9 protein-coding genes are annotated in these 12367 nt (G+C 59.0%); 4 read left to right on the top strand and 5 right to left on the bottom strand.

Annotated elements, in window-relative coordinates; genetic code table 11:
• Positions 1-13: 13 nt before the first annotated feature.
• Positions 14-1501: a UbiD family decarboxylase gene (locus ACMGGH_RS16960; RefSeq protein ID WP_232948263.1), complete on the bottom strand. Its 1488-nt coding sequence runs from the start codon at positions 1499-1501 to the stop codon at positions 14-16.
• Positions 1502-1614: 113 nt separating this feature from the next.
• Here ACMGGH_RS16960 and ACMGGH_RS16955 point away from each other — a divergent pair, with 113 nt between their 5' ends.
• Entirely contained in the window at positions 1615-2499 is an 885-nt protein-coding gene (locus ACMGGH_RS16955; RefSeq protein ID WP_041909939.1) for a LysR substrate-binding domain-containing protein, read from the top strand.
• On the opposite strand, the gene ACMGGH_RS16950 is transcribed toward ACMGGH_RS16955, so the two are convergent.
• The 4 genes from ACMGGH_RS16950 to ACMGGH_RS16935 form a co-directional block, all read right to left on the bottom strand.
• Positions 2490-3401 (bottom strand): LysR family transcriptional regulator, encoded by a 912-nt coding sequence (locus tag ACMGGH_RS16950; RefSeq protein ID WP_232948262.1) that lies wholly within the window; start codon positions 3399-3401, stop codon positions 2490-2492. The genes ACMGGH_RS16955 and ACMGGH_RS16950 overlap by 10 nt on opposite strands.
• Positions 3402-3405: 4 nt before the next feature.
• Positions 3406-4392, bottom strand: a complete 987-nt coding sequence (locus ACMGGH_RS16945; RefSeq protein WP_232948261.1) for an MBL fold metallo-hydrolase — start codon at positions 4390-4392, stop codon at positions 3406-3408.
• A 141-nt stretch (positions 4393-4533) separates the two neighbouring features.
• Positions 4534-5277, bottom strand: coding sequence for a 5'-nucleotidase, lipoprotein e(P4) family (locus ACMGGH_RS16940; RefSeq protein ID WP_227008531.1), 744 nt, complete (start codon positions 5275-5277; stop codon positions 4534-4536).
• A gap of 86 nt (positions 5278-5363) precedes the next feature.
• Positions 5364-5891 carry a GNAT family N-acetyltransferase gene (locus ACMGGH_RS16935; RefSeq protein ID WP_041909946.1) on the bottom strand — a complete coding sequence of 176 codons (528 nt, stop codon included), beginning with the start codon at positions 5889-5891 and terminating at the stop codon, positions 5364-5366.
• Between the two features lie 132 nt (positions 5892-6023).
• Here ACMGGH_RS16935 and treZ point away from each other — a divergent pair, with 132 nt between their 5' ends.
• Genes treZ through glgX form a run of 3 tightly spaced genes read left to right on the top strand, consistent with a single transcriptional unit; the run spans position 6024 to position 12367 of the window.
• The gene (gene treZ / locus ACMGGH_RS16930) at positions 6024-7811 is read left to right on the top strand and encodes a malto-oligosyltrehalose trehalohydrolase (RefSeq protein WP_232948260.1); all 1788 of its coding nucleotides are present in this window, start codon (positions 6024-6026) and stop codon (positions 7809-7811) included.
• The gene (treY, locus tag ACMGGH_RS16925) at positions 7808-10276 is read left to right on the top strand and encodes a malto-oligosyltrehalose synthase (protein ID WP_232948259.1); all 2469 of its coding nucleotides are present in this window, start codon (positions 7808-7810) and stop codon (positions 10274-10276) included. Before treZ ends, treY begins: the two co-directional genes overlap by 4 nt.
• 15 nt (positions 10277-10291) lie before the next feature.
• Positions 10292-12367 (top strand): glycogen debranching protein GlgX, encoded by a 2076-nt coding sequence (gene glgX / locus ACMGGH_RS16920; RefSeq protein ID WP_420299182.1) that lies wholly within the window; start codon positions 10292-10294, stop codon positions 12365-12367.

Genomic DNA, 12367 nt, shown 5'->3' with positions numbered 1-12367 from the left:
TACGCGCGTGATTTTATTTCTTACCGGCAAACAGCCCCGGCGCCCACGGACGTGGATCCACTTCCATAAACGGCGCGCGCTCGAAGCGGTCCTTCAGCGCCCACGGCACCGTGCAGTCGAAGATCGTCTTGCAGGAAATGCCGTTGCCGCGAATCGAGGTGCTGTAATCCGGCGACTGGGACGGATCCAGCTGGTGGCCGCGGATCCCCGGAATATTGGTGATGCTCACATCGCCCTGCATGCGCGTCGTCATCGCCCACAGGATGTCGTCGCTGTCGAAAATATCCACATCTTCGTCGACAAGAATAATGTTTTTCAGCTCCGAATAGGTGGCTAAGGCGATGAGCGCCGCCTGGCCCTGTCGTCCTTCGTCTGACGGCTGGCGTTTTTTCACCTGCAATATGCCGAGGAACTTCCCGCCGCCCGCGGTATGGGCGTAGACGTTTTGCAGGAAGCCCGGAATCGCTTCCTCAACGGCATTACGGATGCTGGCCTCGGTCGGCAGTCCGGCCAACGTGGTATGTTCTTCCCCCGGTCCCACCAGCGTCTGCAGGATCGCGTGGTTGCGCATGGTCACGGCTTTCACTTTGATTACCGGCAGGGAGGGATTCGCCTCACCGCAGTAGCCCGGGAACTCCGGCATAGCGTGGCCAGTGTTGGTATGCTGATCCTCTCTTACGCGCACGCCCGGAAGCAGTTCGCCTTCGATGATGATTTCCGCCCGTGCGATGGCTTTCTCTTTGACCGCCATGCCCTGCACCAGCTCGACCGGCTGCTGGCGCAGCGCCCCGGCGACGCCCAGCTCGTTGTAGCCAAACGGCGTGGTAGGGGCCTCAAAGCATGCGCCGATATAGATGGCGGGGTCGAGACCCATGTTGATCGTCACCGGCAGCGGTTTTCCGGCATCCTCCGCTTTTTTACGGAAGACTTCGATATGTCGCCCGGCGGCAAGGAACATGGAAAGCTCGTCGCGCTCCTGCACGCAGAGGCGGTGAATGGTGACATCCGTCAGCGAGCTGTCTTCCGGATCGCTTGCCAGCACCAGCCCCAGGCAGAAAAACGGACCGGCATCAATTGGCGTATTGGTCGGTGCCGGAAGCAATTTGCGAAGATCGAAGTCAGGATCGTCAGCGTAGAAGACCTGTTCCTGGCAGGGGGCCTGCGAGGCCGGAACGACAACCGGTGCGACCGGCTTTTTCACCGCATGGCCAACGTGTTTTGCCAGTTCAGACGGTTCGCAGCCTAACAGCAGCGCCGCGCGCTCGCGGCTGGCGTGCATGCCCACCAGAATGCGGGAGCCCGGATAGCCCTTAACGCTATTGAACATCATGGCCGGACCCGTGCGGGTCGGACGTTTGACCGTGCCGCCTGCGCCGATATGGCGATAAACACCCGCCAGTTCCGCGTTGGGATCGACCGGATGATCGGTTTCAATATACTGCCCTTCGTGGCGCTGCAGTAAGGCGATGGCGCTGCGGAGATCGTTGACTTGGTTGTCCATATTTTCCTCCCTCGGTTGAACACCTCCATTTTTATGGCAAAGACCAATAGCATCAATTTCATCATTTCTGTTAAATTGATAAGTAAATCTATATCAATAAAGGGAGACGTCTCGTGCAGTTTCGTCAGATGCGCCACTTCATTGTCGTTGCCGAAGAGCTCCACATGCACCGGGCCGCCGAGCGTCTGAACATCGCCCAACCGGCGCTGAGCCAGCAGATAAAGGCGCTGGAAGAACGTTTAGGCGTCACGCTTTTCAGTCGGGCGAACCGCCGCTTAACCCTGACGCCCGCGGGCGAAGCGTTTCTGGTCAAAGCCCGGCTTGCCATCTCGTTGACCGAGCAGGCGGTGCTGGATGCCAGACAAACGGCACGGGGCGAGCAGGGGGAGTTAAACCTGGGGTGCGTGTCGAGTGCGATGTTTGACGGCAGGCTACCCGCCGCGCTGCGCCAGATGCATAGCCGCTGGCCGGCCATTACCATGTCCCTGATGACGGGAAATGTGCAGACGCTCTACGCCGCCGTGCAGAGCAACCAGCTGGACGTGGCCATCATCCGCGCGCCGCTGCCGTCGCTGCCTGACGATCTGCAAAGCCGGCCGTTCACCTCGGAGAAAACGGTGCTGGCGCTCTCTCGTCAGCATCCGCTCGCCGGATCGTCCGCGCTGACGCTTTCGTCGGTGAAAGACGAAAAATGGATCTCGCTGCGCGATCCGGAGGGAATGGGGCTGGAGCAGTACTTCTATGACGCCTGCAGCGGGGCGGGCTTTCAGCCGGACGTGGTGCAAAATGCGACCGACGTGCCCACGGTGATAAGCCTTGTTGCGGCCGGATTTGGGCTGGCGCTGTTGCCCGCGTCGGCAAAGGCGGTGAGCGTCGAGAATGTCGTTTACGTGGACATCCTCGACCGGCTGCGGGAGAGCGAACTCACCCTGGTTTGCCACCGGATTATTCGTTCAGAAGTGCTTAAAAAGTTTCTGGTCACGCTGGATCACACCTGACGTCCGGCGGCCCGCAGCAGCTGCCCGCGCAGCCAGGCGTTCGCTGGATCCTGGCTGTTTTTCGGGTGCCAGTACATGTTGATGGTAATCGGCTGGAGCGGCAGCGGCGGTGGGAAAATATCCAGTATGCTGGCAAACTGCTTCAGCATCCGTTCCGGCAGGGTACATACCAGGTCGGTACCGGCAACCAGCGCAGGCGCCATAGCGTAGCTCTGGGTGGACATGGCAACGTGTCGCTGATAGCCCAGCCCGGCGAGGGTTTGGTCAACAAAGCCGGTAAACGGATCCCCCGCCGACGACACCACCAGATGCGAAAGCGCGCAGTAGCTATCCAGATCTAACGGACCCGTTCCTCGCGGATGGCCTTTGCGCTGGGCGGTGGCAAACGCGTCGTCGAGAAGTTTGCGCCTCACCCATCCGTCATGGGCGCCCGCGCTCACGCCGATGTAGATATCCACATCACCGTTTTCCAGCTGCTGCGGCAGGTCTACTATCTCCGGAAGGGCGAAGCGCAGGCGGATACCGGGGGCATCGGTTCTAATCTGGTTAAGCAGCCCGGTGCCGAGCATCAGCGCCGGGTTTTCATGAAGCGCGATAACAAATGTCCGGCTGCTGGTTTGCGCATCAAACGCGGTGGGGGCGAACATCGCGCGGATGCCGCGTAGCACGCTTTCAACCTGTGGCCTCAACGCCTCCGCTCTCGGTGTGGGTAATACCCCACGTCCGTGTGGGGAGGGAATAAACAGCGGCTCGCCAAACAGCGTGCGCAGACGCGCCAGACGGGCAGAGAGCGCGGGCTGGCTGATGCCCAGCCGCGCGGCCGCATGAGTGATGTTCCTGTCCTGAAGCAGGGCGTCCAGCGCCAGGAGCAGGTCGATGTCCATGTCAGATATACGCGACATCACTCTACTTCGCGCCGCTGGCGTCCCGGTTGGTATAGGTGACAGGGACCCAGGCATAGCCGCCTTTCTCACCTTTCGTCACATAGCCGATGCCCGGGAAAGGGAGATGGGGCGCGGCAATAAGGTCTTTATTTTTCACAAAGTCAGCGAACGCATGCTCGCGTACGCTTGCCGCTTTGTTCTCATCTTCATCGTAGGTGATGGTCACCGCAGGCTGCGGGAACTGGACCGCCGCTGCGTGAATGATGTCGCCGACAAAGGTGATTTTCTCGCCTTTACTTGTCAGCGTGTAGAAGGCCGATCCCGGCGTATGTCCGGGGTGAACCGTGCCGGTCAGCCCCGGAAGAATCTCCGATGTGCCGCTAAACGGCACCACTTTACCCGCGTCAAGATAGGGTTTTAAGGTCTTCTGTGCGACATCAAAGTAGTTCTTGCCGTAACCGGTTTTCTTCTGATTGTCGTCGTTAAAGAAAAAGTCGACGTCCGGTTTGCCAACGAAAACGCGCGCGTTGCTGAACACCAGCTTGCCGTCTTTCACCAGGCCACCCGCATGATCGGAGTGGGCGTGGGTCAGCAGGACTTCAGTGATGTCCTCGGGTTTTATTCCCTGCGTGGCGAGGCTCTCAACCAGACGTCCGCCGGTATCAGGACCAAAGAGCTGGCCGGAACCGGTATCCACCAGGATTTTGTGTCCGGGCATCGCAATCAGGAAGGCGTTGATGGACACTTCCGCCGGGTTGGTCTGAAAGTTTTTCGCGAGCAGTGCATCAATGTTTTGCGGCGTTGTCCGGCGCAGTAGCTTATGCAGATCCTGCGCAACGGTCCCGTCCGTAAACGACGTTACCAGAACGTCACCGACCTGCACGCTGTAACCGCCCGCCGGTTGTTTAACGACGTGCTGCGGCGTCTCTGCAGATGCCTGCAGTGCAGGATAGAAAAGCAATGAACTGGAAATCAGCGTGGAAAGAGCAAGTTTTTTCACGGTAAGCATACGAGTCTCCTTTGAAAGTGCTCATCTTACTGCTCCGTAAAATTATAAGAACCTGCTCAGAAATGATAGGACCTATAAACGAGATAAATAGCACAGCGCAACAGCCGGGTGGTGGTGAAGCCTTTCCCGGCCCGTAAAGCGTTATTTTTTCAGCGGTGCGTTCCAGCTATCCAGCGTGGCCCTGGACCAGGCACCATAAGCGGCATTTGGGAGCATAATCCAGTCGTTGCCGAAGTGTTCGGCGCTAGCTTCAACCAGCTCACGCTGCTGCTCGCTCGGCTTTTTGTTTTTGAACTGTACGGCGAAGTCCGGCAGGCTGTCGCCGAACAGCATCACGATCTGCTGCTTTTTGAGGATGCTCTGACGGCGCTCTTCCTTGCTGACCGTATCCAGCAGCACGCTTTCGTCAGACACCTGCGGCAGGCCGAGAGCGTTTAACGTCTTCAGCGTGTCGGCTTTGTTTTCCTGCATACGGTCCGAAACATAATAGATGCGGACCTTGCTTTGATTCACATGGTCAAGAAACGCCTTCGCTCCCGGAATTAAGCCGGGTTTTCCCTGTTTTTCCCAGTCGCTCCAGGTATCCCATTTCGTATAGTCGTGACACTGCGCCATGTCGCGCACCAGCAGAGGGGTGTTATCCAGCACCGTTTCATCCAGGTCCATCACCACGGCGTAATTTTCAGGCGTTTTCAGATCTTTTAATTTTTCGTTGAAACGCTCGGTGGCAAACCGATACGTCTGCAGCTGAAGGGCCAGAATCTCTGCCGATTTCTGCTGATAGCGCAGCGCCATTTCGTACGCTTTGGGTTCACACAGTTCGCGCTCAGCGGCCGTCGCCGCTGCACTCAAAACGGGTAATGCCAGCAGTAATGCCTTAGCCATTGAATTCACACTTCTTTCCTCAACACCGTGGTTAAAATCCCGAAAGCGTAATGAAGTTCAATGACAGAAATATGAAGGCAGCGTCGCTACACCAGCATGTAATACCAGAACAGGGCGACCTCGTCTTTTTCCGGTAAGGCGTTGTAGAGATACCGATCGTACCCGCCAAGGGTGAACCCGTAGTTACGGTAAAACAGACAGGCGGAGACGTTAACATTTTGTGTTTCAAGCCGTAATCCCGGCGCGTTTACGCTGCGGGCCCACACGTGCGCGGCAGCCATTAATTTTTGCGCGGCGCCGGTTCGGCGTCTGGTGCGATCAACGGCAATATAATCCACTGAAATAAATTTATTCCAGCCGATTGACGCGGTAATAAATCCGGCTAATTCACCGTCATCGGTTTCCGCAACAAGAAATATGGCGTCCGGATTAACGCAATGGTTTTCGAGCGTTTGGATGTCGAGTTCGTAGGTTTTTATCCAGGGCTCGGCGACGGCTTCGATATGCAAATCACAATGGATAAACGGCTCTCGCGCAATGTGGCTAATGGTGAAAGAAAAGTCACAACATTCAAGACGGACGAGGTCCGTATTTAATCCTTTTCGAATCTGCATAGTATTCCCGATAGTGAGTTATTTCATAAAGAATAGACGACGCGGTTAAATCCGCTGAGCTCACGCACTTGAGATCCTGAACTAAGCTTGTACTTCGTTCCGCGTAAAATGTGGGTCATTCGAGGACAATGAATGGAATTCAGGACATTTCAAAAGCAGTGGGGTGCTGAGTTTATTTCCGATGACGTGGTACGTTTTCGCGTCTGGGCAGAAGGACAGAAAGAACTTACGCTACGTCTGGCCGCCACCGACGTGCCGATGACAGCAACCGGCAACGGCTGGTTTCAGGCGGACATCCCCGGCGTCACGCACGGTGCAGAGTATCAGTTTGTCCTGCAGGACGGCATGGCGGTACCCGACCCGGCATCGCGCGCGCAAAAGGGCGACGTTAACGGGCCATCGGTTGTTATCAATCCCCGACGCTATCAGCCGGTTAACCGGGACTGGGCAGGGCGGCCATGGGAAGAGACGGTCATTTACGAGCTGCACGTCGGCACCTTTACCCCAGAGGGCACCTTCCGGGCGGCCATCGACAAGCTGCCCTATCTGGCGGAGCTCGGTATCACCCAGCTTGAAGTGATGCCCGTTTCCCAGTTTGGCGGAACCCGCGGCTGGGGCTACGACGGCGTGCTGCTGTATGCCCCGCACGCTGCCTACGGTACGCCGGAGGATTTTCACGCGTTTATCGACGCCGCGCACGGGCTGGGGCTTTCCGTGGTGCTGGATATCGTGCTCAACCACTTCGGCCCGGAGGGGAACTATCTCCCTCTGCTGTCGCCCGCGTTTTTTGATGCGGATCGAATGACGCCGTGGGGCAACGGCATCGCTTACGAGCGCGAGCCGGTGAGGCAGTACATCACCGATGCACCGCTCTACTGGCTGACGGAGTACCGTCTGGATGGCCTGCGCTTTGATGCCATCGACCAGATTAAAGACAGCTCCGGGACGCACATTCTGGAGGAGATTGCCGCGAAGATCCGCGAGGCGATCCCGCACCGTCACGTTCACCTGACCACGGAAGACAGCCGCAACGTGATTTTCCTGCATCCGCGCGATGAACAGGGCAACACGCCGCTGTTCACCGCCGAGTGGAATGATGACTTCCACAATGCTGCCCACGTGTTTGCCACCGGCGAAACGCACGCCTACTACCAGGATTTTGCGTGTGAGCCGGAGAAAAAGTTCGCCCGTGCGCTGGCGGAAGGGTTTGTCTACCAGGGCGAGATTTCGCTGCAAACCGGGGAATCTCGCGGGGTGGAGTGCCGTACCCAGCCGCCGCAGTTCTTCGTCGATTTCATTCAAAATCACGATCAGACCGGGAATCGCGCCCAGGGGGAGCGTCTTATCACCCTCGCGGGGGCCGACAGGACGCGGGTGCTGCTTGCCGCGCTGCTGCTTTCTCCCCATATCCCGCTGCTGTTTATGGGCGAGGAGTTCGGTGAAACGCATCCGTTCCTGTTCTTCACCGATTTTCACGGCGACCTGGCAAAAGCGGTGCGGGAAGGGCGCGCGAAAGAGTTTACCGGCCACGCCGGGCACGATGAAGCCGTCCCGGACCCGAACGACGTTAACACCTTCGTTCGCTCAAAGCTCGACTGGCATAAGATTGCTACCGACGAAGGGAAAACGTGGCTGCGCTTCACCCGCCACCTGCTGACGTTGCGCCATCGCTATATCGTTCCGCTTCTGCATCAGGGTGGCATCGTTGAGGGCAAGGCGATCGAGACCGCGCCCGGCATGGTGGCAGTGAGCTGGCGCTGCCCGTCCGGGACGCTCTCTCTGGCGCTCAATATCGGCCCTAAGCCTGTCGACGTGCCCGCGCTCGCAGGGGAGACGCGCTTCGCCTGGCCGGAGGTAAACGACGTTTTGCCGCCGAACAGTATTGTCGTTCGCTTTGCTGATGGAGACGCATCGTTATGATCCCTTCCGCCACGTACCGTATTCAGTTCCGCAACGGCATGACGTTTGACCGCGCTGTCGAGCTGGTGCCGTATCTGAAAGACCTCGGCATCAGCCACCTCTACGCCTCGCCCGTGTTTACCGCCACAACGGGTTCCACACACGGCTATGACGTGACTAACCCGAATGAAATTGACCCCGCGATTGGCGGTCGGGAAGGGTTTGACCGCATGGCCGCGGCGCTCAGGCAGGCCGGCATGGGGCTGATTCTGGATATTGTCCCGAACCATATGTCCACCTCGCTGGAAAACGCCTGGTGGCGGGACGTGATTGAATACGGCCAGCAGAGCCGCTATTTCCGCTATTTCGATATCGACGCGTCGCGCCCGCTTACGCTGCCGTTTCTCGGCGACACCTTTGAGGCGGAGCTGGAGAAGGGTGCCATCACGTTAAAACGTGACCCTGTCACGAATAAAGCCTCTCTGGTCTATTACGACACGGCGTACCCGCTTAATCCGGGCACGTACAGCGAGGATAAAAGTATCGCCGAACTTCATGAGGCGCAGAGCTGGCGGCTGATGTCCTGGCGGGAAGCGCCGAAGCAGCTCTCATGGCGGCGCTTCTTCGAGATCACCGGTCTTGTAGGCGTACGGGTTGAAGACGAGGCGGTCTTCGACGATACGCACCGTCTCATTCTTGAGCTGGTTCACGCGGGCGTGGTTGACGGCCTGCGTATTGACCATATTGACGGCCTGGCCGATCCGCTGGGTTATTTGCAGAAGCTGCGGCAGGCAGCCGGACCCGACTGTTATATCACGGTCGAAAAAATTCTCGCGAAGGGAGAGCAGCTCCCCACTGACTGGCCGGTTTCCGGCACCACCGGCTACGAGTTTATCGCCTCGCTGGCGGAGGTGCTGGTCGACGACGATAACCTCTCGCGCCTGGAGACAATCCACGACGAGACGCTGGGCGTCACGGTCGATCGCCACGCCGAACTGCGCGATGCCAAGGGTCTGATGACCGATCGTAATTTTGAGGGCGAGTTCACCACGCTGCTAAACCTTGCGGACGATCTGGCACGCCGCAATGACGTTGCGCTGCCGCGCGAGGAGATCCGCCACGCGCTGCGCGAGTTGCTTATCGCTTTTCCGGTGTACCGCACCTACGGCACTCGCGAGGGATTAACCCCGCCTGACGTGGCGCTGCTTAGCCGCGTGGTCGCCAGCGTAAATACGTCCGAAGCGGCCCTGAGCCTGATTGTGCGCATTCTTACCGGCGATCTGCCGGAAGATTGCCGCGACTGCGCCGCGCTTTTCAGAACCCGCTTCCAGCAGCTGACCGGGCCGCTGATGGCGAAGTCGGTGGAAGATACGCTGTTTTTCCGTCTGAACCTTGAGCTTGCGCTCAATGAAGTGGGCGCTGACCCGACGCCGCGCGCGTTCTCGTTATCCCGCTTTCACCAGGAGATGCGCATTCGTCTCGCCCGTCAGCCCGACGCGCTGCTCGGCACCTCCACGCACGATACCAAGCGCGGAGAAGACGCCCGGGCGCGGCTCTACACCCTGACGGAGGCGCCGGAACGCTGGGGAGAAAATCTCGCCCGCTGGCGGCAGATGAACCAGACCCAGGTGCGTTTTCTCAACGACGGCACCGCGCCGAACGCCGCCGATACCTGGATGATCTATCAGGCGCTGGCGGGCGTCTGGCCCGCCACGCTGTCGCCTGATGATGCCGAAGGGCTTGCATCGCTGGAGACGCGTTTCCTCGGCTTCCTTGAGAAAGCGCTTCGCGAGGCGAAGCAGCGCACCGACTGGATCGACAGCAACGAGAGCTATGAGAGCGTGGTGCTGAGCTATACGCGGCATCTGCTTTCCCCGGATAACGCCCCGTTCCTGCACGCTTTCAGCGAGGCGATGCAGCCCTTTATCCGCGCCGGGCTGATGAACAGCCTCAGCCAGACGGTCATCAAGCTGACGGCGCCCGGCGTGCCGGATATCTATCAGGGCAGCGAGGCGCTCAACTTTAGCCTCGTCGACCCGGATAACCGGCGGGAGCCGGACTTCAACGCGCTGGTGCAAAACCTCAGCGCGGCGGATGCTTCAGTGTTTGAACACCCGGCGTGCTGGCGGGACGGCAGGGTAAAGCAGTTTGTCACCGCCACGCTGCTGCGGCTTCGACCGCATTACGACGCGCTTTTCCGCTACGGCGACTGGCTGCCGCTCAAGGTTTCCGGCGAGCGCGAGGAGAACCTGATTGTCTATGCGCGCGTTAAAGACGAGGAGGCGCTGATCGTTGCCGTGCCGCGTCTGGTTTTTGGCATCACCGATAATCATCAGCTGTGGATCAATACCACGGTAGCGATACCCGACGAACTGGCCGGGAAGCGCTATCGGGATCTGTTCAGCGGTGAAAGCCGCATTCTGCAAGAGACGCTGGATTTAACGTCAGAAAAGGGATGTGTACTGGTTCTGCTTACCTGCGAATAATCGTGGAGAACGAAAATGGCAAAGGAAACTACGTTTGAAATTCGGGCCGGTCATGGCCAGCAGTTGGGGGCGAATTATGACGGGAAGGGCGTTAACTTCGCGCTGTTCTCCGCGCACGCGGAGCGGGTGGAGCTCTGTCTGTTTGACCCGTCCGGGAAAACAGAAATCGCCCGGCTGGAGCTGCCGGAGTATACCCATGAGGTCTGGCACGGCTATGTGCCTGACCTGAAACCCGGCGCGCTGTACGGCTATCGCGTCTACGGCCCCTACGATCCGGAAAACGGTCACCGCTTTAACCCGCATAAGCTGCTTATTGACCCGTATGCTCGTGAACTGGTGGGTGATATCGACTGGAACGACGCCCATTTCGGTTATGAGCTGGGGCACGACGAACTGGATCTTAGCTTCGATACGCGGGACAGCGCGCCGTTCACGCCGAAATGCAAGGTTATCGACCCGAACGCTTTCGACTGGCAGGACAACAACCGGCCAAACGTGCCCTGGCCACATACCGTCGTCTATGAGAGCCACGTGAAGGGCTTTACCCAGATGAACCCGGCCATCCCGCCCGAGCTGCGCGGGACGTTCGAGGGGATGGGACACAAAGCCTCGGTCGACTACATCAAAAGCCTCGGTATTACCTCGGTGGAGCTGCTGCCCGTTCACTGGTTCCCGGACGACCAGCATCTGCTCGACCGTGGCCTGAAGAACTTCTGGGGCTATAACACGCTCGGCTTTTTTGCTCCGGCGTCGCGCTACTATGGCCCGGCGGGGATCCAGGGCTTTCGCGATATGGTGCGCGCCTATCATGACGCGGGCATCGAGGTGATTCTGGACGTGGTCTACAACCACACAGCGGAAGGTAACGAGCTGGGGCCAACGCTTTCATTCAAGGGCATTGATAACTACAGCTACTACCGCACGCTGCCGGACCAGCACCGGTATTACATTAACGATACCGGGACGGGGAACACGGTGAATACCTCGCACCCGCGCGTGCTGCAGATGGTGATGGATTCCTTGCGCTACTGGGCCGAATCCATGCACATTGACGGTTTTCGTTTCGACCTGGGGACGATTCTGGGCCGCGAGCCTGAGGGGTTCGATCCGCGCGGGGGCTTTTTCGACGCCGTTACCCAGGATCCGGTGCTCTCTAAGCTCAAGCTAATTGGCGAGCCCTGGGATATTGGCCCCGGCGGCTATCAGGTCGGTGGCTTCCCGCCAGGCTGGGGAGAGTGGAACGACAAATACCGCGATACCGTGCGCGAGTACTGGAAGGGGGACATCGTCTCCACGGACTTTGCCGCGCGGCTGCTCGGTTCCGGCGATCTGTACGATCTGCGCGGCCGCCGCCCGTGGGCCAGCGTCAACTTTATCACCGCCCATGACGGCTTTACGCTGAATGACCTGGTGTCGTACAACGAGAAGCACAACGCCGACAACGGCGAGGACAATAACGACGGGCATAACGATAACCGTTCTTACAACTATGGCGAAGAAGGGCCGACGGAGAACCCGGACATTATCGCCACCCGCGAACGGCAGAAGCGTAATTTCCTGACCACGCTGCTTTTCTCCCACGGTACGCCGATGCTGCTGGCGGGGGACGAGTTTGGCCGCACTCAGAAGGGTAACAACAACGGCTACTGCCAGGACAGCGAGATCTCATGGATCGACTGGAAGGGGCTGTCCGAAAACGACGCGGCGCTGCGCGAGTTCACCCGCCGGCTCATTGCCCTGCGCGCGCAGCAGCCGTTGCTGCGTCGTGAGAGCTGGCGCGACGGGCTGGAGATCCGCTGGTTCAATGCCGGAGGCGGTCCTCAGCAGGCCGAGCAGTGGGATGAAGGCTCAACGCTCGGGGTCTCCATCAGCAGGCCGGATCTTCAGCAGGAGGACGGCATCTGGCACGACGTGCTGATGCTGTTCAATCCGTTCGAAGGCACCGTGCCGTTCCAGATCCCGCAGTTTGGCGAAGGGGGATGGGTGCTGGAGCTCTCTACGGCGGATGACGCTGCCGCCGGGACAGCGTTCACCGAAACCGTAGAGTACGAACTGGCCGGACGCAGCATTACCCTGTTCAGACGTCCGTAA

This window comes from Enterobacter sp. BNK-16, from assembly GCF_048684955.1.
In the GTDB taxonomy this organism is placed as follows: domain Bacteria; phylum Pseudomonadota; class Gammaproteobacteria; order Enterobacterales; family Enterobacteriaceae; genus Enterobacter; species Enterobacter bugandensis.
Note: the sequence above shows the minus strand (reverse complement) of the source record. Positions and strands in the feature narration are given on the sequence as shown.

What these genes read in the sequence shown, in the direction of transcription:
- ACMGGH_RS16960 (WP_232948263.1), bottom strand. Translation starts at nt 1,501, where the DNA reads ATGGACAACCAAGTCAACGATCTCCGCAGCGCCATCGCCTTACTGCAG.
- ACMGGH_RS16945 (WP_232948261.1), bottom strand. Translation starts at nt 4,392, where the DNA reads ATGCTTACCGTGAAAAAACTTGCTCTTTCCACGCTGATTTCCAGTTCA.
- glgX (WP_420299182.1), top strand. Translation starts at nt 10,292, where the DNA reads ATGGCAAAGGAAACTACGTTTGAAATTCGGGCCGGTCATGGCCAGCAG.
- ACMGGH_RS16940 (WP_227008531.1), bottom strand. Translation starts at nt 5,277, where the DNA reads ATGGCTAAGGCATTACTGCTGGCATTACCCGTTTTGAGTGCAGCGGCG.
- ACMGGH_RS16935 (WP_041909946.1), bottom strand. Translation starts at nt 5,891, where the DNA reads ATGCAGATTCGAAAAGGATTAAATACGGACCTCGTCCGTCTTGAATGT.
- treZ (WP_232948260.1), top strand. Translation starts at nt 6,024, where the DNA reads ATGGAATTCAGGACATTTCAAAAGCAGTGGGGTGCTGAGTTTATTTCC.
- ACMGGH_RS16950 (WP_232948262.1), bottom strand. Translation starts at nt 3,401, where the DNA reads ATGTCGCGTATATCTGACATGGACATCGACCTGCTCCTGGCGCTGGAC.
- treY (WP_232948259.1), top strand. Translation starts at nt 7,808, where the DNA reads ATGATCCCTTCCGCCACGTACCGTATTCAGTTCCGCAACGGCATGACG.